The following is a 24,333-nucleotide window of genomic DNA, read 5'->3' as shown; positions in this document are numbered from 1 at the left end:
CTTAAGGACAGCGGCTGTCGCGCTGCGGCGCTCCGCTGCCACGGGTCTGCCACGAGCCGTCGGGCGCCTGGTACTTCTCGCCGGGCGAAGTCTGGCCGATCAGCAGGCAGCCCGAGGTGAAGGCATATTCCTCCACCGTCGCGTGCTGCGCCTGGGCCTTCTGCGAATAGACCGCGCGGCGCTTGATGTTGAGATCGTCGACCATAGCCCGCAGCGCGGGCGAACCGCCGCCGACCACGCCGAGATAGCCGTCCATCTTCTCGCCCACCTGGCCCGCTTCGCGCGCTGCGGAATAGGCAGGATCGCGCGGCTCGGCCTGGGCGAGCTCGGCACCGGCGACAAGCACCGCCAGCGCGGCGCCGAGGGCGAGAGGCTTGAGAGAGAACGAGCGCAGCATCAAAAGATCCCCGAATTGGTATCGATCGTCTTCTTGGCGTCGTCGGCCAGACGATAGATCACTTCCTGCTTGATGTTGATGTTGAGCTCTATGACGATCGGCTTGTCCGGTGCGGTCACCGAGATACACCCCGAAAGCGCCCACGCGCTGCCCAGCAACACCGCCGCACCCATGGTGCGGCCGATCAGCCGCCCTGCCCCTTGCCCCATCAACTGCATGAACGCGGTCATCGCAGCACGGGAGAGATCGGTCAATCCGGGCACGATCATGGCTTTTTCCCGCTTTCGGGAGGCTGAATGCCATTTACGCCATTCTGCAAGGTTTGAGGAGCCGGCGAGGGAATGGCGATCGGCCGCCCCTTGTCGTCGAGCAGGCCCAGCGAGCGCGGATCGCGGACATAGGACGGATCGTAGAGCGAGCGGAACGACGAGGCGAGCTGGAAGAACGGCGCGCGCAGGTTGACGTTGAAACGGATCGGCAGCTTGGCGATCCGCTCGGTCAGGAAATTGCGCTTGGCGCTCGTGCCCTGACGGATGCCGGAGAACTGGACGCGGGTGACGATCTCGCCCGCCAGCGGACCGTCCATCGTGATCCCCATGTTCTGGTAGTCGATCGATTTCAGCGCATCGAAGGCGAAGTTCGCCATGGCCGAAAGGTCCTTGTAGGTCAGTGCGCCGACATAGGAGACATTGCCGCCCGGCGCGCGCGAGCGGAGCTGGCCGCCATCGATCCGCCCACCGTTCTCGTCGAAGACCATCGGCAGCGTACCGTCGAAAGTCCCCGTAGCGCTGAGATTGGCCATTTCCATCCGCTCGATGAAGCGCGCCGCGTTGAGGCCCTCGATCATCAGCGTGTAGCGCCTAACCTCTGCCACGCCCATGCGCATCCTGACCGGCAGCAGGGTCAGCGTGCCGTCGACGAAGGGCCAGGCGGCGCCTTTCACGACCAGCACCGAATCGGGTTCCAGCTGATAGGTCAGCACGCCGTCGTTCACCTCGATGCCCGGGTTGATGGAGGCGATCCTGAGCTGCTGGTCGGGCGCGCTGACCATGCCGAGCAGGTCGGTAAAGCGGATCGTTCCCGCTGCACCTTTGACAGGGCCGAAGGCGGCGGCGAAGTCCATCCCGTCGGTGGTGAAGCTGCCGGTGCTGGTTATCGTCTCGGGCGTCCAGTCGATCCGGCCGCTGCCGTGGACGCTGCCCTTGGCATTGGCGATGACGCCGAGCGCGAGGTTGGTCAGCGTGTCGGGCTGGAGCCCGTCGTCGAACTGGATGCCGGCGACAGTGAGGTCCGCGTTGCCGCGCGCTGTGCCGAGATCGTGGACGATGACGGTACGCACCACCTCGCGGCCGCTCTTGGGTTCGCGCAAGAGCGCGTTGGCGGTGATGCGATTGTCGACCAGTTCGAGCGTGGCGTCGCGTGCGATCAGCGGTTGGAAGCGGTCGTCGGCCTGCCGATCTTCGAGCCGGAAGGTCGCACTGCTCAAGGTGAGCTTGCCGCCGGCGTAGCGCCAGGCGCCGCCGGCATCGAGCAGGTCGAGCGGCACCGCGGCGAGCTTGATGTCGCTGCCAGCAAAGGTCCCGGCGACGTCCTGGCCGATCTGCGCGCCGAGATTGGCGATGCGGAAATGCGAGGCGGTCGCGGCCGGTCCGAGCTCGATGTCGAGCGCACGCGCCGCCACCGTACCGGGCCAGGCCAGACCCACCGGTCCCGACCGGATGCGGATCGGCGTCTCGCCGAGATGCCCCGCGAGATCGAGCCCCGTCGCCCCCGCCGCGACCCGGACCCCGCGCGAATCGGCCGCGACGATCGCCCCGCCCCGCGGCGGGCAAAGCGCCAGGCTGCGTCGGTCGAAGCGCAGGTTGGCCAGCGCAAGCCGGTCGAAACGCAAGGTCGTGCAATCGCGCCAGGCGGCGAGCCCGCGGCCCGGGCTCCAGTTGCCTTCGAGCGGCAGGACGAGGTTCTCGGCATGCCCGCCGGGCAAGGCGCCCGAAAGCCGCGCCTCGCCGGCAAAGCCGAGCGCCCCGGTCGGCAACTGCACCAGCGTCAGCCGCGGCACGGCGACGCGGGCGTCTCCGGCGCGGTAGTCGGGCATGGTCATGCGCGTAACCAGCCGTCCGCCCGGCTGGCGCTCGAGCCGCCCGGCGATCTGCGGCAGGCCCGCGCCGCCCGTCGCGAAATTGCCGGAGAGACGCGGCGCCGGCTTGCCGTCCGAGGTGAGCTGGAAGCGCGAAACCGACAGCAGGGTCGCGCCGCTGCCGCCGCGCAGCGCCGCCTGCGGCACGACGAGATTGGTCGCCGGTCCGGCCTTGCGCAGGATATATTGCGCCGACAGGTCGCTCCCCTGCCCCTCACGCAGCAGCGCCGAGCGGATCTGCCCGAGCAGCGGCGCGGCGAGCGTGCCAGCAGTCGAGCGCTGGGCCTGCGCCAGCGTGGTATCGAGACCTGGCCCGATCGCGATGTTGCTGCCGCCGAGCGTGCCTTCGATCTCGATTCGGCTAGCCGAACTGCGCACGACGCCCGACAGCTTGACCTTGACCGCCCCGGCCTGCGCGCTCGACAGTTCGTCACCGTTCAAATCATAGCGCGCTGTCAGCGCCTGCTTGCGCCAGGTGAAGCTGACCGTGCCATCGGTGCCGAGCACGCGGTTGTCGCCGAGTGCCAGGGTGTCGGTTTCGAGCCCGGCCTTGCCCTCCACGCCATCGAGCGTCTTGTCGAAGGTCGCATCGAGCCTGAGGCCGATATTGTCGAAGCTGAGCCCGGAACCCTCGCATTCCAGCCCCGAAAGGCGCAGCGGCCCGGTGAAGCGCGGCTTCTCGTCGCTGACCTTGATTGCGCCGTAGACCGTCGCGCGTTCGGCGTAGCAGCCCTGCGCTTCGACCTTGGGCGCGATCGCCGCGAGCGTGCCGGCGAATCCGTCGCGCAGCGGCCCCTTGCCTTCGAGCTTCAGGCCAACGGGGCCATAGTCGCTTTGGATGAGCCCGCGCCCGTCGACCAGCGTCAGCGCGAGGTCGGGCAGGCGGAACGGTTCCTTGCCCTCGCCGCCGAAAAACAGCTTGTCGAGCGTGCCGAAGCTCAGCTTGCCGCCGCGGTAACTGCCATAGAGCCGCGGGTGGACGATCGTCACGGCGCCGATGGTGGGCGTGCCGAAACGCGCGGTCAGTTCGGTCTCGACGCGCTCGATGGTCATGTCGGGATGGGCCGGATCGCCGATCACGACGTCGCGCAGCACCTGCCGGCTCGGGCCGATCGATCCGATCTTGTAGGTGGCGGGCACGCCCAGGCTCTGCAGCTGGCCCCTGATGATCGTCCCGGCGAAGCGCTCGCGCGACAACCAGGCCACAGCAAGCGCTAGCGCGATCAGCCCCAGAACCACGACAAGCACGGCCGGCCAGCGCCGGCGGCGCACCTCTATCGGCGGTTCCTCGTCAGCTTGAGACATTGCGCCCACCCTTGCGCGCATGGCCGGGAAAGGCAATGCATCGACATGTATGGGCGAGACCAGTGAACTCTTTCCTGAACAGGACCCGAAGCGCCAGTCCGAGTCCCTCGGGCACGGCGCCGAAGGGCACCGCGCCCGCCTGCGCAAGCGCCTGCTCGACGGCGGCGCCGAGGCGCTCGGCGATCACGAGGTCATCGAATACCTGCTGATGACCGCGATCCCGCGGCGCGACGTCAAGCCGCTGGCGCGCGCGCTGATCCAGCGGTTCGGCTCGCTCGCCGGCGCGCTCAATGCCGATGCGGCCGCGCTCGCCAAGCACCCCGGCATGGGCGAGACCAGCGCCGCCGCGCTCAAGATCGTCGCGCTCGCCGCCCGCCGCCTGGCGCGGCAGCAGGTGCGCGAGCAGCCGGTGCTCGGCTCGTGGCAGGCGCTGATCGATTACCTGACGATCGACATGGCCCACCTGACGGTCGAGCGCGTGCGCGTACTCTATCTCAACAACCAGAACATGCTGATCGACGACCAGCACGTCGGCGACGGCTCGATCGACGAGGCGGCGATCCACCCGCGCGAAGTGATCCGCCGCGCGCTCGATCTCGGCGCGACCGCGCTGATCCTGGTCCACAACCACCCCTCGGGCTCGCCCCAGCCGAGCCGCGCCGACATCCAGATCACCAACCGCATCGCCGAGGCCGGGCGGCTGCTCGGCATCGTCGTCCACGACCACGTCATCATCGGCCGCGAGGGGCATGTGTCGCTCAAGGCAAAGGGGCTGATCTGACATGTGTGTGGCCGCCTTTGCCTGGCAGGCGCACCCCAAGTGGCTGCTCGTCGCGATCGGCAATCGTGACGAATTCCACGAGCGTCCCGCGGCGGCGCTCGCCGAATGGGACAACGGCATCCTCGCCGGTCGCGACCTCAAGTCGGGCGGGACCTGGCTCGGCGTTTCCCATGCGGGCCGTTTCGCGCTGGTCACCAACCTGCGCGGCCATGGCGTCGCCGATCCCGACCGCGCATCGCGAGGGAGCCTGGTGACCGACCTGCTCACCGGCCAGGGTCGCTATTCGGACCCGATCACCGCCCCACTGCAGGAGTTCAACCCGTTCAATCTGCTGCTCGCCGACGGCGCACAGGCGCATTTCCTGACGAACCGCCCCGACGACCTGCGTACCGGCCTCGCCCACGGTATCTACGGCCTGTCCAACGGCACGCTCGACGAGCCCTGGCCCAAGACGCTGCAGCTCAAGAGCGCGCTGCTGAGCTGGCTCAATCGCAGCAGCGATGATTTCGAACCGCTGTTTTCCGCGCTGCGCAACGAGCACCTTGCTGATGTAGGCGTACCCCCGCGTGAGCCGTCCGACGTGCCGCGCGAGGCGCCCGAAACACCGGTCTTCATTCGCGACCGCATCTATGGCACCCGCTGCAGCATCGTCGTCGCGATCGATCGCGACGGACGCGGCACGATTATCGAACGGCGCTTCTCGGCGGAGAGCGGGAGCACCGGAGAAACGACACTGGCCTTTCAATGGCCGGACTAGAGAGGAAAAGCCCGATGTACCTTTCGATGCGCTTCGACTTCCGCAACCCGGCTTTCGCCGGCACCTCGATGGCCGACCGCTATGCGGCCGCCTGCGACATCGCCGAATGGGCCGACGGGCTCGGTATCCCGGCCTCGATGTCGATCTCGGAGCACCACGGCTCGGAAGACGGCTACATCCCCAGCCCGCAGCTGATGATCGCGGCCATGGCCGCGCGCAGCAAGACCGTGCGCTTCAGCACTGCGGCGACGATCGCGCCGTTCCACGATCCGCTGCGCATCGCCGAGGACTTCTGCGTGCTCGACCATATAACCAAGGGCCGTGTCGACCTGATCGTCGCGGGCGGCTATGCGCCCAGCGAGTTCGCCATGTTCGACGTGCCGGTCAAGGAACGCCCCAAGCGCGTGACCGAAATGGTCAACACGCTGAAGGCCGCCTTCGCCGGCAAGCCCTTCGAATACCGCGGCCGCACGGTCCACGTCACGCCCGAACCCTATACGCCCGGCGGCCCCAAGGTCATCATGGGCGGCGCCAGCGAGCCGGCCGCCCGCCGCGCCGCACGGATCGCCGACGCTTTCGTGCCTTCGGCGCCCGAGTTCTGGGAATTCTACCGCGACGAGATGATCAAGCTGGGCAAGCCCGATCCGGGCCCGGGCATGTCCGGCAATGCTCAGGTCACCGCGCTCGCCAGCGACGTCGATGCCGGCTGGGACGCGATGGGGCCCTATTTCCTCCACGAGACCAATGCCTACGGCGCCTGGAAGGATGCCGCGGGCGAGGACACGCCCTACAACGTCTTCCCGGATATCGCGGCGCTGCGCGCAGCGGAGTTCTATCACATCGTCACGCCCGACGAGTACATCGCCCAGCTCAAGGCTTCGCCCTTCCCCGTGGCGCAGTTCCATCCGCTCTGCGGCGGCATGCCGATCGCAACGGCCTGGGACAGCCTCAAGCTGTTCGAGAAGGAAGTGCTGCCGGCGTTTCGGTAAGGCTCAGCCCGTAACCTCGGGCACATAGGCGGAGACCGTCTGCAGCACCTCAAAGCCCTCGAAGCGCGGGTGGCCGAGGTAGAGCGGCTTGTTGTCACCCGCGCCGCGGTGCGCGTTGCGGAACGAGTCCGAGCGCGTCCAGGCTTCGAAATCCTCGCGCGAGCGCCAGACGGTGTGCGACGAGAACAGCGTGTGGTCGTCCTCGGCCGGCCCGCGCAGCAGGTTGAATTCGATGAAACCGGGTACACCGGCAAGGTAGGTATCGCGCGAGAGCCAGATATTCTCGAAGGCTCCCTCCTCCCCGCGGACCACTTGGAAGCGGTTCATGGCGATGAACATAACTACCTCTCCTTACGCGCGAATCATACGCGACTAACCATACTCCCCCTGGGCGATATCCTGTCGCTCGGGCATGTCACTTACGTGACCCCTGCCGGCACCGGGTGCTTGCCTTCCGCGCCCCCTCCCCCCTAGCGGGCGCGTTTGAGCGCAAAAACTGCAACCGCCCAATTACCGGAGTCGAACATGGTCCCCCCGTTACGCCCGCCCCGCGATGACCGCGATCTGGGAACCCGAAGCGCGCTATCGCATCTGGTTCGAGATCGAGGCCCACGCCACGCAGAAGCTGGGCGAACTGGGCGTCGTGCCGGCGAGTGGCGCCAAGGCACTGTGGGACTGGTGGGCGACCAACCCGACGATCGACGTCGCCGCGATCGACGCGATCGAGGCCGTGACCAAGCACGACGTCATCGCCTTCCTCGACTGGGTGGCCCAGCAGGTCGGCCCCGAGGCGCGCTTCATGCACCAGGGCATGACCAGCTCGGACGTGCTCGACACGACCTTGTCGGTCCAGCTCGCCAAGGCTTCGGACATCCTGCTCGAAGACCTCGACGCGCTGCTCGCCGCGATCAAGCGCCGCGCGCTGGAGCACAAGTACACGCCGACGATCGGCCGCAGCCACGGCATCCACGCCGAGCCGACGACTTTCGGCAAGAAGCTCGCCGAAGCCTATGCCGAGTTCACCCGCTGCCGCGCGCGCCTCGTCAATGCCCGCGCCGAGATCGCCACCTGCGCGATTTCGGGCGCGGTCGGGACCTTCGCCAACATCGATCCGGCGGTGGAAGAATATGTCGCCGAGAAGCTGGGCCTGTCGGTCGAGCCCGTCTCGACCCAGGTCATCCCGCGCGACCGCCACGCGATGTTCTTCGCGACGCTCGGCGTGATCGCCAGCTCGATCGAGCGCCTCGCCACCGAGATCCGGCACCTGCAGCGCACCGAAGTGCTCGAGGCCGAGGAATATTTTTCGCCCGGCCAGAAGGGCTCGTCGGCCATGCCGCACAAGCGCAACCCGGTGCTGACCGAGAACCTGACCGGCCTCGCCCGCGTCGTCCGCTCGGCGGTGACGCCGGCGCTGGAGAACGTGGCGCTGTGGCACGAGCGCGACATCTCGCACTCCTCGGTCGAGCGTTACATCGGCCCCGATGCGACGATCACGCTCGACTTCGCACTGGGCCGCCTGACCGGCGTGGTCGACAAGCTGGTGATCTATCCCGAGCGGATGCAGAAGAACCTCGATAAGATGGGCGGCCTCGTCCACTCGCAGCGCGTGCTGCTGGCGCTGACCCAGGCCGGCCTGACCCGCGACGATTCCTACCGCCTCGTTCAGCGTAACGCGATGAAGGTCTGGGAGAGCGACGGCCAGCTCTCGCTGCTCGAACTGCTCAAGGCCGATCCCGAAGTCAGCAAGGCGCTGTCGGCGCAGGAACTCGAGGACAAGTTCAACCTCGATTATCATTTCAAGGCGGTCGATCACATCTTCGCACGCGTGTTCGGCGAATAGTCGGCATTTCTTTCCCGGCCGAACTTGAGGAAGATATCTCTTTCTCAGCCCGGCTTAAGGGAAGATGCTGATGTCAAAGCCTTCCCTTACTCAGCAATCTTGCTAGCATCGCACGACAGTCCGAGGGACAGAGGAGACAGGCCGTGCAGATCATTCGCACTCTGATGTGGATCATGCTGACGATCGTCCTCGTGGCCTTCATCGCGATGAATTGGCATCGCGCGCCGGTGAACATCTGGCCGCTCGAAACGAATTACCTGCAGCTCGATTGGCCCGTCGGCTTTATCGCGCTGGTGTTTTTCCTGCTCGGCTTCGTGCCCATGTGGCTCTACCACCGCGCCGGCAAATGGCGCTGGCAGCGCCGGATCAGCGCGCTGGAGCACAGCGTTCGCGCCACTGCCGTGGCCCCGCCTCTCGCCACCTCGACCCAGCTCGAAGCCGCCCAGCAACAGTCCGAAGAACCCACCACCTGATATGTCCGGAAATCCAATCTATCTTGCGCTCGACGTCCCCCGCCTCGACGCCGCTACCGCTCTCGCGCGCAAGGTTGCGGGCCATGTCGGCGGGCTGAAGCTCGGGCTCGAATTCTTCTGCGCCCACGGCCACCACGGCGTGCACGAGATCGCCAAGATCGGCCTGCCGATCTTCCTCGACCTCAAGCTGCACGACATTCCCAACACGGTCGCCGCGGCGATGCAGTCGATCCACGTGCTGGAACCGGCGATCGTCACGGTCCACGCCGCAGGCGGGCGGGCGATGATGGAAGATGCCAAGGCGGCGGCCGGAGAGCATTGCAAGGTCGTCGCGGTGACCGTGCTCACCAGCCTCGACGAGCGCGATCTGGCGCGTACCGGCGTCACTGGCACGGCGCACGAACAGGCGCTGCGGCTGGCCGAACTGGCCCATTCCGCCGGGCTCGACGGTATCGTCTGCTCGGGCCACGAGGTCGCCGACATCCACCGCCAGTGGAAGGACGGCTTCTTCGTCGTGCCCGGCCTAAGGCCTGCCGACGGCAAGAACAACGGCGACCAGAAGCGCATCGTCACCCCGCGCGAGGCGCGCGACGGCGGCGCCAGCGTGCTCGTCATCGGCCGCCCGATCAGCCGCGCCGAGGATCCGCTGGCCGCCGCAAGGGCGATCGAGGGGACGCTTTAAATCCTCGCCTTCATTCAGGCACGCGCAAGCATCCCTCCGCCATTTGTTCATCTAAGGATGACAGGAGATTAACAGATGAAGCGTTTTGCCCTCCCCCTGATCGCAGCCGCGACCGCCATAGCCTCGCCCGCGCTGGCGCAGCAGGCAGGTCCCGTACCGGCGATCGAGGCCGGACACACGCTGCTGACGGTCAGCGCCGACGGCAAGTCCGAGCGCGCGCCCGATCTCGCGGTGTTCAACGCCGGGGTGACCACCCAGGGCAAGACCGCGGGCGAAGCGTTGGGCGCCAATTCGGCGGCGATGAACCGCGTGATCGCCTCGCTGAAGCGCGCCGGCATCGCCGACCGCGACATCCAGACGAGCAACCTGAGCATCAACCCGGTCTATTCCGAGCCGCGCCGCCTGCCCGACGGCTCGACCGAACAGCGCGCGCCCGAGATCGTCGGCTATCAGGTCAACAATTCGGTTTCGGTGCGCCAACGCCAGCTCGGCGACTATGGCAAAGTGATCGACACCTTGGTCGCCGCCGGCGCCAACCAGGTCAACGGGCCGAGCTTCTCGCTCGACAAGCCCGATGCCGCGCTCGACGCCGCGCGGACCGAGGCGATCGGCAAGGCCCGCGCCCGTGCCGATCTCTACGCCCGCGCCGCTGGCCTCAAGGTGATGCGCATCGTCTCGATCAGCGAAGGCGGCGGCTATGCCCCGCCGCCGATGCCGGTGATGTACCGCATGGTTGCGCAGGATTCGGCGGCGGCCCCCGTTGCCGCGGGTGAGGTCTCGCTCAACGTCAACGTCACGGTGCAGTTCGAGCTGGCGCCCTAAGCGCCTTCACTCGATATGGTAGCCGGCGAGCTTCTGCTGTTCGCCGCTACCCTTGTAGACAAAGGTCTCCTTGCGGCTGCCGCGCTCGAAGGTGGTTTGCATGATCACCTCGGCGCTGCTGTTGCCGTTCTCGGTGGCGGCGCTCCAGCCGACTTGCTTGCTCTCGCGGACATTGCCGAGCTGGCCATGGATCGCGGTGAGAAAGCGGTCGAAGGCCTGCTTGTCGGTGCCCTGGATTTCAGGTCCGCTGTCCTTCCAGATCGCCTCGATGTTGCCCGCGTCGAGCCGCTGGTGAAAGAGGTCGACCTTGGCCCTCCCGTCCTGGACCGAGCCCGGCCCGCTGCATCCGGCGAGCGCCAAAGAGGTCGCCGCCAGCATCGTCCATGCAATCCGCATCTGTTGTCTCCCCCCCAGCTGTGCCAAAGGCCGGCCTTCGAGGAGCCAGACTAACCCGTGACGCACACTGCCATCAAGATTTGCGGCCTGACCACCGCCGAGACGCTCGAAGCGGCGATCCAGGCGCGTGCGGACCACGTCGGCTTCAACTTCTTCCCGCCCTCCCCGCGCTTCCTCTCGCTCAAGGAGGCCCCAGCCATGGCCGCGCGCGCGCAGGGGCGGATCGCCCGCGTCGGCCTGTTCGTCGACGCAACCGATGAGGCTATTGCCGAGACGGTAGCGGCGGCAAAGCTCGATGCCTTGCAATTGCACGGCAGCGAGACGGCCGAGCGCACCGCGCAAGTGAAGGCGCGGTTCGGCCTGCCGGTATGGAAGGCGCTGTCGGTCGCTTCCGAGACCGACGTCGCCCGTGCCGCGGCCTATGCCGGCGCCGCCGACCTGATCCTGTTCGATGCCAAGACGCCCAAGGGCACGCTGCCCGGCGGCATGGGCCTGGCCTTCGACTGGAGCCTGGTGGCGAACTGGAAGGGCCCGGTCGCCTGGGGCCTCGCCGGGGGGGGCTGACTCCGGACAATGTCGCGGATGCCATACGGCAGACAGGTACCCCGTTGGTCGACACCTCCTCGGGCGTCGAAAGCGCTCCCGGCGTCAAGGACGGCGACCGGATCGCGGCCTTCTGCGCCGCTGTGCGGGCCACATAGGAAAGGGGCGGCTCCCTGCGGAACCGCCCCTCCCATCTTTCCCGGTTCCGGGAGATCAGAAACCGTAGGAAAGCGCGACGCTCACCTGGTTGTTGATCACGTCGGACTCGAAGTTGTACTGGCTGAACTCGGCGCGCAGCGAGACGTTCTGCGAGACCGAGGTCTCGAGACCGGCGCCGTAACGGACGGCATCGCCCCACGAGTTGCAGGCCTTGCCGCAGCCCTTCACGCCGAACTGGCCGCGGGCATAGCCGACGCGGGCATAGGCGGCGGTGCTGTCGTTCAGCTTGTAGCCCAGACGGCCGCTGACGCCCCAGCCCCACTTGGCTTCGAGGCCGGTGTTGGCATCGTCGTCGGCCGAAGCGAGGTCGGCATTGGCTTCGACGCCGGCGAAGGCCTTCTCGCCGAGCGGCAGGTCATAGCCGAGGAAGATCGTGCCGCCGACGCCCGAGACGCCGAGGCCTTCGTTCGGACCCGAACCCTGGACGTTGTCCAGAGTGACACCCGCGCCGACATAGGGGCCTGCGAAATCGCGCGCAGCGGCGGGGCTGGCGATCACGATCGAGGCGACGAGCGGGAGAAGAATCTTACGCATTTGAGTACTCCTGAAACATATATTGCCCCTTGCGGGGACGGCGCCCCTAGGTGTGTCGCCGCGGTGCAGCAACACGAAAGAGCATGGTTCGGAGACATATTTTTCAACGTGTTGTTAATATGTGACGGTTCGAAGACACCTCGAAAGCGGAATGCCTACACCGCAATGCAAAAGAATAGGGCGGCCCGTTTCCAGGCCGCCCCGCTGATCGACTCGGTGGCTTTCGATCAGGATCTTTTCCGATCAGAAGATCAGAACTTCACGCCGAGACCGGCCGTCACCGCGTCGGGATCGGAGAAGCCGTTACCGACGAAATAGTGGCGGTATTCGACCTTGCCGTAGAGCTTGCTGCCGAAGTTCTGCTGGTAGCCGGCACCCGCGGTCCACGAATGGTCGCAGGTGGCGCAGAACTTGGTCTGGTAGCTGCCCACGGCATAGAGCTTGCCGGCGTCCGACACCTTGATGCCGGCGCGGCCGCCGATGCCGAAGGTCACGCGCTGGTTGTCGGTCAGGATCTTGTCGGCCGACACTTCCGGACCGGCAAAGGCGCTGGTGCCGAGGTCGTAGTCATAGCCGGCGGCAACGCCGGCGATCGCTTGGGTGTCGCCCTGATCCCAGATCACACCCCCGCGCGCCTCAACACGGCCCTCGTTGGCGAGAGCCGGCGTCGCGAGAGCTGCCCCGAGGGTCAGCGTGGTCGCGAGCGAGAGAAGAATCTTACGCATGTCAAACTCCTAATTCCATTCACCCCGATGACAGGGGCATGACGATAGCTAGGAGCCTCGATCTTGCGCTCGGATGAACTCGTTGTTCAGAAATATCTTAAGGAAGACATAGTGTTACTAGTTTAACACACATTGTATCAATAGCTGGATTTGTTGTTACAAATTATCCAGAGATGCCGCAATCGGCCGAAAGACTGGACTTCGCAGGGGCAGTCTGCCAATCGCGGCGCGTCATGACAGCCGACCCGATCAAGCCGAACTCGCTGCGCAACCTTCCCGACGAAACTGGCCATTTCGGCCAGTTCGGCGGCCGCTACGTCGCCGAGACGCTGATGCCGCTGATCCTGGACCTCGAACGGGAATACAACGCGGCCAAGGTCGATCCCGCGTTCCGCGCGGAATTCGATGATCTGCTCGAACACTACGTCGGCCGGCCTAGCCCGCTCTACTATGCCGAACGGCTGACCGCGCATTTCCGCGGCCTCGCTCCCGCCGGCAAGGGTCCCAAGCTCTATTTCAAGCGCGAGGAGCTCAATCACACCGGCGCGCACAAGATCAACAACTGCATCGGCCAGATCCTGCTCGCCCGCCGCATGGGCAAGACGCGGATCATCGCCGAGACCGGCGCCGGCCAGCACGGCGTCGCCACGGCGACCGTCGCCGCGCGCTTCGGCCTGCCCTGCGTGATCTTCATGGGCGCCAAGGACGTCGAACGGCAGAAGCCCAACGTCTTCCGCATGAAGCTGCTCGGCGCCGAAGTCGTGCCCGTGGTCAGCGGCGCGCAGACGCTGAAGGACGCGATGAACGAGGCGCTGCGCGACTGGGTCGCCAACGTCCACGACACCTTCTACATCATCGGCACGGCCGCCGGCCCGCACCCCTATCCCGAGCTGGTGCGCGATTTTCAGTCGGTCATCGGCACCGAGGCGCGCGCGCAGATCCTCAAGGCCGAGGGCCGCCTGCCCGACATGCTGGTGGCCGCGGTCGGCGGCGGATCGAACGCTATCGGCCTGTTCCACCCATTCCTCGACGATCCCGACGTGGCGATGCTCGGCATCGAGGCCGCGGGCCACGGCATCGACAGCGGCGAGCACGCAGCCAGCATCCAGGGCGGCTCGCCGGGTATCCTCCACGGCAACAAGACCTATCTCCTGCAGGACGAGGACGGCCAGATCACCGAAGCCCATTCGATCAGCGCGGGCCTCGACTATCCGGGCATCGGCCCCGAGCATAGCTGGCTGCACGAAAGCGGCCGCGTCGAATACGTGCCGATCACCGACAAGCAGGCGCTCGAAGCCTTCCAGCTCTGCTGCGCGCTCGAAGGCATCATCCCCGCGCTCGAAAGCGCGCACGCCCTCGCCGCGCTGCCCGATCTGACCAGGACGCTGGACGAGGACAAGCTCGTCGTCGTCAACGTCTCGGGCCGCGGGGACAAGGACATCTTCACCGTCGCCGAAGCGCTGGGAGCCGACCTGTGACCCGCTTCGCAAAAGCCTTCGCTAAGGGCCCCGCCCTCGTCACTTTCGTCACCGCCGGTGACCCGACACCCGACGCGATGCCCGCGATCCTCGATGCGCTGGTCGAAGGCGGCGCCGACGTGATCGAGCTCGGCATGCCCTTCACCGATCCGATGGCCGACGGCCCGGCGATCCAGAAGGCAAACCTGCGCTCCTTCGCCGCGGGCACCAAGACCGCCGACATCCTGCGCATCGCCGCGGGCTTCCGCGCGCGCCATCCCGAGGTGCCGCTGGTGCTGATGGGCTATGCCAACCCGATGACGATCCGCGGCGCCGACTGGTTCGCCGCCGAATGCGCAAAGGCCGGCGTGGACGGCGTCATCTGCGTCGACATCCCGCCCGAGGAGGACAGCGAGCTCGGCCCGGCCCTGCGCGCCGCCGGCGTCTCGCCGATCCGCCTCGCCACGCCGACAACCGACGCCAAGCGGCTGCCCGCGGTGCTCGATGGCTCGTCGGGCTTCCTCTACTATGTCTCGGTCGCCGGCATTACCGGCCAACAGCAGGCGGCGCTCGGCTCGATCGAGGAAGCTGTCACCCGGCTCAAGGCCGCGACCGACCTGCCCGTCGCGGTCGGCTTCGGCGTGCGCACGCCCGAACAGGCCGCGGCGATCGCGAAACATGCGGACGGCGTGGTCGTCGGCTCGGCGCTGGTCGAGATCGTCGGCCAGCACGGCGCCAATGCTGCCGGCCCTGTGCGCGCGGCGACGCAGGCTTTGGCGGATGCGGTGCACGGGGCGCGCTGATTATTCGCCCGCTCACCCTGAGCTTGTCGAAGGGCCGCTTTTCCCTTCAGCGCGGCGTACAGTAAAGAACAGTCCTTCGACAGGCTCAGGATAGACGGAAAAAGGGCAATCCTTGGTAGACTTTGCCATCTCCGACGATCCCGAGGTCCAGGCTCAACTCGACCGGCTCGGCGCGCTGTCGCTGCCGCAGGGGCGGTTCGGGCTCGAGACGATCCGCGAAATCCTGGCCCGCCTCGGCGACCCGCAGAAGCGCCTGCCGCCGACCTTCCATGTCGCCGGAACCAACGGCAAGGGTTCGACCTGCGCCTATCTGCGCGCGATGCTCGAAGCCCAGGGCCTTACGGTCCACGCCGCGACCAAACCGCATCTGGTGCGCTACAACGAACGCATCCGCATTGGCGGCAGCCTGATCTCGAACGCGGAACTGGCCGCGCGGCTCAAGCAGGTGCTCGACGTCTCGGCAGACCTCGGCCCGAGCTTCTTCGAAGTCACCGCGGCGGCCACCTTCCTCGCCTTCGCCGAGCATCCGGCCGATGCCTGTGTGATCGAGGTCGGCCTCGGCGGCCGCTTCGATGCGACCAATGTGCTCGAACATCCCGCGGCCTGCGGCATCGCCTCGCTCGGCATCGACCACGAGGCCTTCCTGCTGCGTCCCGAGGAAGGCGTGCCGCAGGAACCACTCTCTCGCATCGCGTTCGAGAAGGCGGCCATCGCCCGCCCCGGCGCGCCGCTGGTGACGCAGGCCTATCCGCTGGACGTCGCCAAGACCGTGATCGCCTCGGCGCAAGAACACGGCGCGAAACTGGCGATGCGCGGTCTGGACTGGTTCGCCGACGTGGGCGAAGCCATCGTCTATCGCGACGCGCGCGGCGAACTGACGCTGCCCCTCCCCGCGCTCGCCGGCGCGCACCAGGCCGACAACGCCGCGCTGGCCGTGGCCATGCTGCGACACCAGGACGCGGTGCAGGTTTCTCCAGAGGCAATGGCCGAAGGCATCCGCTCCGCCCGCTGGCCGGCGCGGCTGCAACTTTTGGGCGCCGGCCCGCTGGCCGCGCTGGTGCCGGGCCGCGAGGTCTGGCTCGACGGCGGCCACAATCCCGACGCAGGCGCGGCGATCGCACGCCATTTCGGCGGCCTCAAGTTACACCTCGTCATCGGCATGCTCGCCAACAAGGACCCCTCGGCGATCGTAGCGCCACTGGCGAATCAACTTCTGAGCATCTCCGTCGTCCCGGCCCCCGGCCACGACGCCCACGCTCCCGAGGATTTCGCGCCCTTCACCGCGTTGCCGATCCGCAGCTTCGCCAAGGTGGAGGACGCGCTCGGCGCGCTGCCGCCGGCCAATGAAGATGATGGGGGCGACGTGCTGATCGCTGGCTCGCTTTACCTCGCCGGCGAAGTCCTGCGGCTAAATGGCGAGATACCGGACTAGTACCGCGCCGTTTTCCTACATCGCCACACTGTGTCAGAAAGGCCTGACGGCACTTACGCCGCACGCTCCTTGACATCGCTGGTAACGGGAAAAACTACTCCCCCCTTCAGTGTCACCCGGCACAGATGGGGTTTTTCATATTTAAATCATACTACTTAGAGGCGGAACACGAAGGTTACGGGGTGTAACTTGTGTCACCCTTCGGCCTCTCCCGCCGTGCCCATCGCCGCGTCGACCAGGCCCGTCCGGCACATCCACCAGAACAGCACGATCCCCGGCAGCGCCAGCACCGTGGTGAGCAGGTAGAAGTTCACATAGCCCATCGACTCGATCATTGCGCCGGCCGTCGTGCCGGTCAAGAACCGCCCCACCACGCTCGCCGCGGCCGAGATCAGCGCATATTGCGTCGCAGTGAAGCGCAGATCGGCCAGCGCCGAGAAATAGGCGACCACGACCACGCCGCCATAGCCCGAAGCGATATTCTCGAAGCCGATCGCGCCGGCCATGCCGATGTTCGAATGGCCGGCCGCGGCGAGAGCCGCGAACGACAGGTTCGATACCCCCATCAGCACCAGCGCGATCAGCACCGAACGCTTGAGGCCGAGCTTGGCGTAAGCAACGCCGCCGATGAAGATGCCGATCAGATAGGCCCAGAAACCCACGCCGACGTCGAAGATGGCGATCTCGTCATTGCTGAAGCCGAGGTCGTCGAACAGCAGACGGAAGGTCAGGTTCGCCAGCGTGTCGCCGATCTTGTGAACCAGGATGAACAGCAGCACGAGGAAGGCGCCATTGCGCTGGAAGAATTCGGCGAAAGGCCCGACGATCGAGGCCCAGACCTCGGCCAGGCCCTTCTTCGCTGCCGGTTCACGGTGGCGTTCGGGCTCACCCATCAGCAGCGCGGTCAGCATGGCCGGGATCGCCAGGCCGGCGCAGGCGACATAGGCCGAAGCCCAGCCCCAGCGCGCCGCGACGACCAGCGCCAGCGCGCCCGCTCCGGCCGAGCCGATCCGCCAGCCGTATTGCGACATGCCCGAACCGGTGCCGAGCTGGTAGGGCTTCAAGGTCTCGATCCGGTAGGCGTCGATGACGATGTCGAAGGTCGCCCCGGCAGCGCCGAGCAGCACCGCAGCAACCACGGTCGCGCTGATGTCCGCGGCGGGATCGACCAGTGCTAGGTTGACCACCGCGGCGATGACCAGCAGGCCGCAGACCAGCATCCACGAAACCCGCTGGCCCAGCCGACCGATCAGCGGCAGGTGGACGCCGTCGACCACCCAGGCCCAGAGGAACTTGAGGTTGTAAACGAGGAATGCGAGCGTGAAGGCCGTGACGGTCTTCTTGTCGATCCCGTCCTGCGCCAGGCGCGTCGTCAGGGTCGCACCGAGCATCGCATAGGGAAAGCCCGAGGACACGCCGAGGAAGAAGGCGGCGAGCGATTCCTTCTCGAAATAGGGCTTCACCGAATCCCAGAGGCTGCGCGGCGCTTCGGCCACCGTTTCGGTCATGCTCGTACTCCAGCCCTGAACGCGGCGAGGCTAGCGGGTAATTCCCGGCAGGGCACCCCGAGGCCAAGCTTTTGACGCCCCTTGTCCACAAGGCTAAGGGCCGCTGATGTCCCCCACCCCAGAACCATCCGAAACCCCTGCCGGCGCCAGAGCCGGCGAACGCATCGCCAAGCTCCTGGCCCGTGCCGGCATCGCCAGCCGGCGCGAGGTGGAGCGGATGATCGCCGAGGGCCGGGTAAAGCTCGGCGAGGACGTGATCACCACGCCCAATACGGTGCTGGCCAATCTCAAGGGCGTGAGCGTCGACGGCAAGCCGGTGAAAGCGGCCGAGCCGGCGCGGCTGTTCGTGTTCCACAAGCCGTCGGGCCTGATCACCGCCGAGCGCGATCCCGCCGGGCGGCCGACGATCTACACAGCGCTGCGCAACGCGCTGCCCGAGGGCACGCCACGGCTGATGCCGGTCGGCCGGCTCGACTTCAACACCGAGGGGCTGCTGCTGCTCACCAACGACGGCGAATTGAAGCGGGCTTTGGAACTGCCCGCGACCGGCATCCCCCGCACCTACCGAGCCCGGACTTTCGGCCCGGTGACCCAGGCCCAGCTCGAAGAGCTGATCGAGGGCATCGAGATCGACGGCATGCGCTACGGCAAGATCGACGCCAATATGGAGCGCAGCACCGGCGCCAACCAGTGGATCGAAGTGACGCTGACCGAGGGCAAGAACCGCGAAGTCCGCCGCGTGCTCGAGCATCTGGGGCTCGAAGTCAGCCGGCTGCTGCGCACCTCCTACGGGCCCTTCGAGCTACTCGATCTGCCGCGCGGCGCGGCGGTGGAAATCCGCCAGGTCGATGTCGAAAAGTTCCGCAAGAGCCTGAAAGTGCCGGGCTCGGCCGATTTCACGCCGCGCACCGTGGAGGACCGGCCGCGCACCCAACCGGCGCGCCCAGCACGCGAGCCCGAGCGCCCGCTGTCCAAGCCGAAGCCCGCAGTGAAGAAGCCGCTGGCGCGCAAGCCCGATCCTGAGAAGGCGGGTCTCGAAACGCGCAAGCCGCGTCCGCCCAGGCCCGGAGGCAAGCCAGACGGCAAGCCCGGTGCCCGCAAGCCTCACGGTGGCAAGACTGGCGGCGGCAGACCCAACGATCGCCGTGGGCCCCGCAAGTGAGGATCATCGCCGGCCAATGGCGCGGTCGCAACATAGTCGCGCCGCAGGGTGACACCACCCGCCCGACCGCCGACCGCACGCGCGAGACGCTGTTCTCCATGCTGGTCAGCCGGCTCGGTACCTTCGAAGGGCTGACCGTGGCGGATCTCTTCGCCGGCTCGGGGGCGCTGGGGCTGGAGGCGCTATCGCGCGGTGCTGTCAGCGCGATCTTCGTCGAGCAGGATGCCCCCGCAATCCGTGCCCTACGCCAGAACATCGCGGCGCTGCGGGCGCAAAGCGAATGCGACGTGCGGGCGAGCTCGGTCATGGCGCTCGGGCCCGCCAAGGCGCCGCTGGACCTGATCCTGCTCGATCCGCCCTACGGCAGCGGCGCCGGCGCTGTCGCGCTCGACAAGCTGGTCCGGCTCGGCTGGATCGGCGAGGCCACCTGGATCAGCCTCGAGACCGCGGCCGACGAGGAACCGCGCGTCCGCAGCCTCGAAGCCGTGGCCGACCGCAAGGTCGGAAAGGCACGGCTCACGCTGCTGCGGTTGGCGAGCTAGAGGTTATTCCGCCTCGGAGGCCGGCCGGCCCGGCCAGTGATCGAGCGGCTCGTTGCCGAAGTGCAGCCCGGCCTGGCGCGGATTTATGCAATCGTCCTGCATCTCGCCGCGGCAAACGGCATATTCGGTGCCGTCGACCTGCACGCGCACCGCGTGGCCCGCGGCATCGCGCTGAACCACGGTCGCCTCCTGATTGTCGCTAGTTGGCCGCGCGTTGGCCATAGCCGCGCCGCTCAGCAGCATTCCAGTGAGCAGCACGGCGGCCATGACAGTCTTGGTGGTCATAGGAAACCTCCTCGAAGGAGTCGCCCTGCGGAGGAGCAACGATCGAGCCGATGGCCCGGTTTCGATACGTTACACTAAGATACACTGTCGCGCGGCGGCCGGGCCAGGCTCACGCCGAGCAGGGTCACTAGCCCCGCGGCCGAGAGCAGCAGCCCCGCCTGCCCGCCCCGGCCCTCGACCGCGAGCATCTGCGCGAGCACCGGCGTCACCGCGCCGCCGACGATGCCGCCGGCATTGAACGCCACCGATATGCCGCTGTAGCGCACCGGCACCGGGAACAGCGTCGGCAGCCATGCCCCGAGCGGGCCATAGACATAGCCCATGACAAGCAGGGCCGCGGCCAGGGTCGCGAAGACCAGCCAGAGCGAACCCGAGCCGAGCCCCGCGCCGAACACCAGACCCAACACCACGGTCGCCAGGGCACCGATCATCAGCACGCGGCGCGGACTTGCCCGGTCCGAATGCAGGGCGGCCAGCACGATGCCCACCGCAAGGAAGCAGTTGGCGGCGAGCTGCACCGCCAGGAAGGTCTCGCGCGGATAGCCGAGCGCGCCAGTGCCCTGGGCGAGCGCATAGGCCGTGGCGAGGTAGAAGATCGCAAAGCAGGCGATCACACCCGCGCTCCCGGCCAGCACCGCCCCGGAGTGGTGCGCGAGCAAGCGGGCAAGCGGCACCGGTGGCGGTACCTCGCGCTCGATCGCCTCGCGGAACTCGCGCGTCTCGCCGATTCTGAGCCGCACCCAGAGCCCGACGCCGACGAGCACGGCGCTGGCGAGGAAAGGAACGCGCCAACCCCACTCGCGAAAGTCCTGGTCGGACAGGCCGAGCCCGAGCAGCAGAAACAGCCCGTTGGCGGCGAGAAAGCCGACCGGCGCGCCAAGCTGCGGCGCCGCACCGAACCGCGCTTCCCAGCCCTTGGGTGCGTTCTCGACCGCCAGCAGCGCCGCCCCGCCCCATTCGCCGCCAAGCCCGAAACCCTGGCCGAAGCGCAGGATGCAGAGCAGCAGCGGGGCCACCCAGCCTGCCATGGCATAGGTCGGCAGGAAGGCGATCAGCAGCGTCGAGGCGCCCATCAGCATCAACGAGGCGACCAGAGTCGACTTGCGCCCGATGCGGTCGCCGAAATGACCGAAAGCCACGGCGCCCACCGGCCGGGCGATGAAAGCGATGCCGAAGCTCATCAGCGCGAACAGCGTCTGTGCCGCGGCGCTTTCCGCGGGGAAGAATAGCGGCCCGAATACCAGCGCCGCCGCCGTCGCGTAGATGTAGAAATCGTAGAACTCGACCGCAGTGCCAACGAGGGCGGCGGCGAGGATGCGGCGGTGGGCGCGTAAGGGATGCATGGCGCGCACCGCTCTCCGCTCGCGGGCGGAGCGTCAAGACAAAAGAGATTCTGGCAAAAAGGGCGCCGGTTTCCCGGCGCCCTCCTCGGCGGGTGATGCGACCCGAAGGCCCCGCCTGGTTAAATCCCGCCGCGATTGCGGCAGCTATCCTGGATCGTGCGCGAGCACACCGGATAGGTCTTGTTCATCGCGTCAGCCGGCGGCGCGGACAGCGCGCCCTTGTACGGGCCGGCGTTATAGCTCGGATCGGCCGGCATCGACGGGGCTACGGGCGCACCAGCGTTGGCCGGATCCGGCGCCGGGTCTGCGGCCTGCGACGAGCCGACTGGATTGGCCTGGACCTGCTCGGGCGCAGCGGCGGCATCACTGTCGCTCGGCGGCGGAACGGCTGTAGCTTCAGGTGGCGTCGAGGTGGAGGCCGACGGCGGTGCCGCCGAAGCAGACGCACCTGCCAGCTGTTGCTCGATCGACACCCAGGCGGCAGCGCGACTGGCCGGCGGCATGTCGTAGACCTGCTTGCGCTGGGCGTCGCTCAGCGCGAACCAGCCGGTCTGCTGGCTCGAAGACAGGCTCCAGAAGTAGGCCTGATATTCGGCCGGCCACTTGTCATACGACACCTTCTTGTCGGCAGGCCAGGACTCATAGCTCGCCTTCTGCGTCGAGGTCATCGCCGGGGCGGCAGGCGCCACGTTGGAAGGGGCGCTCTGGGCGGAAACGGCACTGGTCCCGCAGGCCAGCGCGAGCGCAGCGGCGCTCGTAAGAAGCAGGTTTCGCATGTCACTCTCCAGTAGAAGCTTGGTGACCGGAAAACCCGCCCTTCCGACGATTGTTCCGCGCCCAGGGACCAAGCGCCCTTGCGCAGCGGCGGCTTGTTCCCTAGCTGTTCACGGGTGTCCGACCATCCTGCCCCCCTGCCCGAAGCCATCGATGAAACGTTGATTTCCGGGCTGAATCCGCCGCAGCGTGAGGCGGTGCTGACTTGCGAGGGACCAGTGCTGATGCTGGCCGGGGCGGGCACGGGCAAGACCGCTGCGCTTACCGCAAGACTCGCACACCTCGTCCGATCGCGCCGGGCCTGGCCTTCGGAAATACTCTGCGTCACTTTCACCAACAAGGCTGCGCGCGAGATGCGCGAGCGCGTCGGGCACATGATCGGACCGGCGGTCGAGGGCATGCCCTGGCTCGGCACCTTCCATTCGATCGCCGCGAAGATGCTGCGCCGCCATGCCGAGCTGGTCGATCTGCAGTCTAACTACACGATCATCGATACCGACGATCAGTTGCGACTCCTGAAGCAGTTGATCCAGGCGAACGACCTCGATGAGAAGCGCTGGCCTGCGCGCCAGCTTGCCGGACTGATCGACCGCTGGAAGAACCGCGGGCTCAATCCGGCCGACCTCGATGCCGCCGAGAACGAGGCTTATGCCAACGGCCGCGGCAAGCAGTTCTACACGCTCTACCAGGAACGGCTGAAGACGCTCAATGCCTGCGACTTCGGCGACCTGCTGCTGCACATGGTCAACATCTTTCGCCAGCACCGCGAGGTGCTCGAACAGTACCAGCAGCGCTTCAAATATATCCTCGTCGACGAGTACCAGGATACCAACCAGGTTCAGTATCTATGGCTGCGGCTGCTCGCGCAGGTGCGGCAGAACATCTGCGTGGTGGGTGACGACGACCAGTCGATATATTCATGGCGCGGCGCAGAAGTCGCCAACATCCTGCGCTTTGAAAAGGATTTTCCGGGCGCCAAGGTGATCCGGCTAGAACAGAACTACCGTTCGACGCCCGACATCCTCGCCGCTGCCTCGGGGCTGATCAACGCCAACAGCGAGCGGCTCGGCAAGACGCTTTGGACCCAGGCGAATGGTGGCGACAAGGTCCGCGTCATCGGCGTCTGGGACGGGCCCGAGGAAGCGCGCCGCGTGGGGGACGAGATCGAGCGGCTTGAACGCGAAGGCGCCCCACTCGCCCGCATCGCCATTCTCGTGCGCGCGCAGTTCCAGACCCGCGAGTTCGAAGATCGTTTCATAGCTATCGGCCTCAACTACAAGATAATCGGTGGCTTTCGTTTCTACGAGCGCGCCGAAGTGCGCGATGCTCTGGCCTATTTGCGATTGATCGCCCAGCCCGCCGACGACCTCGCATTTGAGCGCATCTACAACACGCCCAAGCGCGGACTGGGCGACAAGAGTCTCGAAAAGCTTCACCGGCATGCCCGTGCGCGCGGCGTGCCGCTGGCCCTTGCCGCCACCGAGATTGTCGACACGGACGAGCTGCCCGCTCGCGCGCGCAACACCCTCCTCGCGCTGATGCGCGACTTCGCGCGCTGGCGCGATCTGGCGAAAAGCGTGAGCCCGGCCGAGCTCGCGCGGACCTTACTCGACGAGTCGGGTTATACCGCCGCGCTTCAAGCCGAACGCAGCGCCGAGGCGGCCGGGAGGCTCGAAAACCTCGCCGAGCTCGCACGCGCGATGGAAGAATACGACACGCTCGGCGATTTCCTCGAACACGTCAGCCTCGTCATGGACAACGACGCGGCCAGTGACGTGGAGAAGGTCACGATCATGACCATCCACGCCGCCAAGGGGCTCGAATTCGACAACGTGTTCCTGCCCGGCTGGGAGGAAGGCGTATTCCCCTCGCAGCGCTCGCTCGACGAGGGCGGGCTCGCCGCGCTCGAGGAGGAGCGGCGGCTGGCCTATGTCGCGATCACGCGCGCGCGCCGGCGCTGCACAATCCTCCACGCGGCGAACCGGCGGATCTACGGCCAGTGGACCAGTTCCATCCCCTCGCGCTTCATCGCCGAACTGCCCGCGGCGCATGTCGAGCAGGAAACCACGCTGTCGGGCGGGGCCTCGCTATGGCGCGCGCAGTGGTCCGAGCACGGCGACCCCTTCGCCGATGTCGCTCGCGCTCAACCGGCGCGCACGATGACCCGCGGTCCGGGGTGGCAGCGCGCGGCCGCCCAGAGCTACGATCCTACGCCCAAAAGGCTGGCAGAACCCTCGCGAAGTGCAGCAAGTTTCGCTGCCAAGCCACGGAGTGACATAGAGATTGGTCTGCGCGTGTTCCATGACAAGTTCGGTTACGGCAGGGTCGTCGCGCAGGAAGGCAACAAGCTCGAAATCGATTTCGAGACCGGGGGGCCTCAAGCGCGTGATCGACAGCTTCGTCAAGCTGGCGGGTTGAGCTGCCCGC

General features: G+C 67.0%; 22 protein-coding genes and 3 pseudogenes. 14 read left to right on the top strand and 11 right to left on the bottom strand.

All coding sequences use genetic code 11. From position 1 onward, the window contains the following. Position 1 precedes the first annotated feature (1 nt). Genes KRR38_RS02150 through KRR38_RS02140 form a run of 3 tightly spaced genes read right to left on the bottom strand, consistent with a single transcriptional unit; the run spans position 2 to position 3,839 of the window. A complete protein-coding gene (locus KRR38_RS02150) occupies positions 2-397 on the bottom strand; it encodes a YdbL family protein (RefSeq protein ID WP_217398171.1) in 396 nt (131 codons plus the stop codon). Next, entirely contained in the window at positions 397-666 is a 270-nt protein-coding gene (locus tag KRR38_RS37275) for a YnbE family lipoprotein (RefSeq protein WP_217398168.1), read from the bottom strand. Before KRR38_RS37275 ends, KRR38_RS02150 begins: the two co-directional genes overlap by 1 nt. After that, the gene (locus tag KRR38_RS02140) at positions 663-3,839 is read right to left on the bottom strand and encodes a YdbH domain-containing protein (protein ID WP_217398166.1); all 3,177 of its coding nucleotides are present in this window, start codon (positions 3,837-3,839) and stop codon (positions 663-665) included. The genes KRR38_RS37275 and KRR38_RS02140 overlap by 4 nt, the downstream gene beginning before the upstream one ends. A gap of 49 nt (positions 3,840-3,888) precedes the next feature. Between KRR38_RS02140 and radC the strand changes: the two genes are divergently transcribed. From radC to KRR38_RS02125, 3 genes are read left to right on the top strand one after another with little or no spacing between them, the layout of a single operon-like run. Next, on the top strand, positions 3,889-4,620 hold the full coding sequence (gene radC, locus KRR38_RS02135; protein ID WP_217398164.1) for a DNA repair protein RadC: 732 nt from the start codon (positions 3,889-3,891) through the stop codon (positions 4,618-4,620). A 1-nt stretch (position 4,621) separates the two neighbouring features. Continuing rightward, the gene (locus tag KRR38_RS02130) at positions 4,622-5,377 is read left to right on the top strand and encodes an NRDE family protein (protein WP_217398161.1); all 756 of its coding nucleotides are present in this window, start codon (positions 4,622-4,624) and stop codon (positions 5,375-5,377) included. Positions 5,378-5,391: 14 nt separating this feature from the next. Next, positions 5,392-6,366 carry an LLM class flavin-dependent oxidoreductase gene (locus KRR38_RS02125; RefSeq protein WP_217398159.1) on the top strand — a complete coding sequence of 325 codons (975 nt, stop codon included), beginning with the start codon at positions 5,392-5,394 and terminating at the stop codon, positions 6,364-6,366. Between the two features lie 3 nt (positions 6,367-6,369). Here the strand turns inward: KRR38_RS02125 and KRR38_RS02120 are convergent, their stop codons facing one another. Further along, positions 6,370-6,705 carry an antibiotic biosynthesis monooxygenase gene (locus KRR38_RS02120; protein WP_217398157.1) on the bottom strand — a complete coding sequence of 112 codons (336 nt, stop codon included), beginning with the start codon at positions 6,703-6,705 and terminating at the stop codon, positions 6,370-6,372. Between the two features lie 157 nt (positions 6,706-6,862). On the opposite strand from KRR38_RS02120, the gene purB reads away from it, so the two are divergent. The 4 genes from purB to KRR38_RS02100 all read left to right on the top strand — a co-directional run bounded on the left by purB (position 6,863) and on the right by KRR38_RS02100 (position 10,183). Next, entirely contained in the window at positions 6,863-8,206 is a 1,344-nt protein-coding gene (purB, locus tag KRR38_RS02115; RefSeq protein ID WP_256449547.1) for an adenylosuccinate lyase, read from the top strand. Between the two features lie 143 nt (positions 8,207-8,349). Beyond that, positions 8,350-8,679, top strand: a complete 330-nt coding sequence (locus KRR38_RS02110; RefSeq protein ID WP_217398153.1) for a LapA family protein — start codon at positions 8,350-8,352, stop codon at positions 8,677-8,679. A 1-nt stretch (position 8,680) separates the two neighbouring features. Continuing rightward, complete coding sequence (gene pyrF / locus KRR38_RS02105) at positions 8,681-9,361, top strand: orotidine-5'-phosphate decarboxylase (RefSeq protein ID WP_217398151.1); 681 nt, start codon at positions 8,681-8,683, stop codon at positions 9,359-9,361. A 75-nt stretch (positions 9,362-9,436) separates the two neighbouring features. After that, positions 9,437-10,183, top strand: coding sequence for an SIMPL domain-containing protein (locus tag KRR38_RS02100; RefSeq protein ID WP_217398149.1), 747 nt, complete (start codon positions 9,437-9,439; stop codon positions 10,181-10,183). Positions 10,184-10,189: 6 nt separating this feature from the next. Here the strand turns inward: KRR38_RS02100 and KRR38_RS02095 are convergent, their stop codons facing one another. Beyond that, positions 10,190-10,579, bottom strand: coding sequence for a hypothetical protein (locus KRR38_RS02095; protein WP_217398147.1), 390 nt, complete (start codon positions 10,577-10,579; stop codon positions 10,190-10,192). Between the two features lie 57 nt (positions 10,580-10,636). Between KRR38_RS02095 and KRR38_RS02090 the strand changes: the two are divergent. Then, positions 10,637-11,280 (top strand): annotated as a pseudogene (locus KRR38_RS02090) (phosphoribosylanthranilate isomerase). Positions 11,281-11,335: 55 nt separating this feature from the next. Here KRR38_RS02090 and KRR38_RS02085 read toward each other — a convergent pair. Further along, entirely contained in the window at positions 11,336-11,875 is a 540-nt protein-coding gene (locus KRR38_RS02085) for a porin family protein (protein WP_217398145.1), read from the bottom strand. A gap of 251 nt (positions 11,876-12,126) precedes the next feature. After that, positions 12,127-12,600: an outer membrane protein gene (locus tag KRR38_RS02080; RefSeq protein ID WP_217398143.1), complete on the bottom strand. Its 474-nt coding sequence runs from the start codon at positions 12,598-12,600 to the stop codon at positions 12,127-12,129. A gap of 233 nt (positions 12,601-12,833) precedes the next feature. On the opposite strand from KRR38_RS02080, the gene trpB reads away from it, so the two are divergent. The 3 genes from trpB (at position 12,834) to KRR38_RS02065 (ending at position 16,292) form a co-directional block, all read left to right on the top strand. Then, positions 12,834-14,078 (top strand): tryptophan synthase subunit beta, encoded by a 1,245-nt coding sequence (gene trpB / locus KRR38_RS02075; protein ID WP_217398141.1) that lies wholly within the window; start codon positions 12,834-12,836, stop codon positions 14,076-14,078. Next, positions 14,075-14,860, top strand: a complete 786-nt coding sequence (gene trpA, locus KRR38_RS02070) for a tryptophan synthase subunit alpha (RefSeq protein WP_217398139.1) — start codon at positions 14,075-14,077, stop codon at positions 14,858-14,860. Before trpB ends, trpA begins: the two co-directional genes overlap by 4 nt. 112 nt (positions 14,861-14,972) lie before the next feature. Further along, a complete protein-coding gene (locus KRR38_RS02065) occupies positions 14,973-16,292 on the top strand; it encodes a folylpolyglutamate synthase/dihydrofolate synthase family protein (protein ID WP_217398137.1) in 1,320 nt (439 codons plus the stop codon). Positions 16,293-16,486: 194 nt separating this feature from the next. Here KRR38_RS02065 and KRR38_RS02060 read toward each other — a convergent pair whose 3' ends face one another. Then, positions 16,487-17,800 (bottom strand): MFS transporter, encoded by a 1,314-nt coding sequence (locus KRR38_RS02060; protein ID WP_217398135.1) that lies wholly within the window; start codon positions 17,798-17,800, stop codon positions 16,487-16,489. A 106-nt stretch (positions 17,801-17,906) separates the two neighbouring features. Between KRR38_RS02060 and KRR38_RS02055 the strand changes: the two are divergent. After that, a pseudogene (locus KRR38_RS02055) lies at positions 17,907-18,677 on the top strand (pseudouridine synthase); the annotation flags it as partial. Between the two features lie 281 nt (positions 18,678-18,958). Further along, entirely contained in the window at positions 18,959-19,504 is a 546-nt protein-coding gene (gene rsmD / locus KRR38_RS02050; RefSeq protein WP_217398133.1) for a 16S rRNA (guanine(966)-N(2))-methyltransferase RsmD, read from the top strand. A 3-nt stretch (positions 19,505-19,507) separates the two neighbouring features. Here the strand turns inward: rsmD and KRR38_RS02045 are convergent, their stop codons facing one another. The 3 genes from KRR38_RS02045 to KRR38_RS02035 form a co-directional block, all read right to left on the bottom strand. After that, positions 19,508-19,789, bottom strand: coding sequence for a hypothetical protein (locus tag KRR38_RS02045; RefSeq protein ID WP_217398131.1), 282 nt, complete (start codon positions 19,787-19,789; stop codon positions 19,508-19,510). 74 nt (positions 19,790-19,863) lie between these two features. Next, on the bottom strand, positions 19,864-21,132 hold the full coding sequence (locus tag KRR38_RS02040) for an MFS transporter (protein WP_217398129.1): 1,269 nt from the start codon (positions 21,130-21,132) through the stop codon (positions 19,864-19,866). Positions 21,133-21,251: 119 nt separating this feature from the next. Further along, positions 21,252-21,908 carry a hypothetical protein gene (locus tag KRR38_RS02035; protein WP_217398127.1) on the bottom strand — a complete coding sequence of 219 codons (657 nt, stop codon included), beginning with the start codon at positions 21,906-21,908 and terminating at the stop codon, positions 21,252-21,254. A gap of 114 nt (positions 21,909-22,022) precedes the next feature. On the opposite strand from KRR38_RS02035, the pseudogene KRR38_RS02030 reads away from it, so the two are divergent. Next, positions 22,023-24,324, top strand: a pseudogene (locus KRR38_RS02030) (ATP-dependent helicase). Positions 24,325-24,333 lie beyond the last annotated feature (9 nt).

This window comes from Novosphingobium sp. G106 (assembly GCF_019075875.1).
In the GTDB taxonomy this organism is placed as follows: domain Bacteria; phylum Pseudomonadota; class Alphaproteobacteria; order Sphingomonadales; family Sphingomonadaceae; genus Novosphingobium.
Note: the sequence above shows the minus strand (reverse complement) of the source record. Positions and strands in the feature narration are given on the sequence as shown.

Bases quoted from the DNA above. Each gene is read 5' to 3' on its own strand.
- KRR38_RS02150 (WP_217398171.1), bottom strand. From the start codon at position 397: ATGCTGCGCTCGTTCTCTCTCAAGCCTCTCGCCCTCGGCGCCGCGCTG.
- KRR38_RS37275 (WP_217398168.1), bottom strand. From the start codon at position 666: ATGATCGTGCCCGGATTGACCGATCTCTCCCGTGCTGCGATGACCGCG.
- KRR38_RS02140 (WP_217398166.1), bottom strand. From the start codon at position 3,839: ATGTCTCAAGCTGACGAGGAACCGCCGATAGAGGTGCGCCGCCGGCGC.
- radC (WP_217398164.1), top strand. From the start codon at position 3,889: ATGGGCGAGACCAGTGAACTCTTTCCTGAACAGGACCCGAAGCGCCAG.
- KRR38_RS02130 (WP_217398161.1), top strand. From the start codon at position 4,622: ATGTGTGTGGCCGCCTTTGCCTGGCAGGCGCACCCCAAGTGGCTGCTC.
- KRR38_RS02125 (WP_217398159.1), top strand. From the start codon at position 5,392: ATGTACCTTTCGATGCGCTTCGACTTCCGCAACCCGGCTTTCGCCGGC.
- KRR38_RS02120 (WP_217398157.1), bottom strand. From the start codon at position 6,705: ATGTTCATCGCCATGAACCGCTTCCAAGTGGTCCGCGGGGAGGAGGGA.
- pyrF (WP_217398151.1), top strand. From the start codon at position 8,681: ATGTCCGGAAATCCAATCTATCTTGCGCTCGACGTCCCCCGCCTCGAC.
- KRR38_RS02100 (WP_217398149.1), top strand. From the start codon at position 9,437: ATGAAGCGTTTTGCCCTCCCCCTGATCGCAGCCGCGACCGCCATAGCC.
- KRR38_RS02095 (WP_217398147.1), bottom strand. From the start codon at position 10,579: ATGCGGATTGCATGGACGATGCTGGCGGCGACCTCTTTGGCGCTCGCC.
- KRR38_RS02085 (WP_217398145.1), bottom strand. From the start codon at position 11,875: ATGCGTAAGATTCTTCTCCCGCTCGTCGCCTCGATCGTGATCGCCAGC.
- KRR38_RS02080 (WP_217398143.1), bottom strand. From the start codon at position 12,600: ATGCGTAAGATTCTTCTCTCGCTCGCGACCACGCTGACCCTCGGGGCA.
- trpB (WP_217398141.1), top strand. From the start codon at position 12,834: ATGACAGCCGACCCGATCAAGCCGAACTCGCTGCGCAACCTTCCCGAC.
- KRR38_RS02060 (WP_217398135.1), bottom strand. From the start codon at position 17,800: ATGACCGAAACGGTGGCCGAAGCGCCGCGCAGCCTCTGGGATTCGGTG.
- KRR38_RS02045 (WP_217398131.1), bottom strand. From the start codon at position 19,789: ATGACCACCAAGACTGTCATGGCCGCCGTGCTGCTCACTGGAATGCTG.
- KRR38_RS02040 (WP_217398129.1), bottom strand. From the start codon at position 21,132: ATGCATCCCTTACGCGCCCACCGCCGCATCCTCGCCGCCGCCCTCGTT.
- KRR38_RS02035 (WP_217398127.1), bottom strand. From the start codon at position 21,908: ATGCGAAACCTGCTTCTTACGAGCGCCGCTGCGCTCGCGCTGGCCTGC.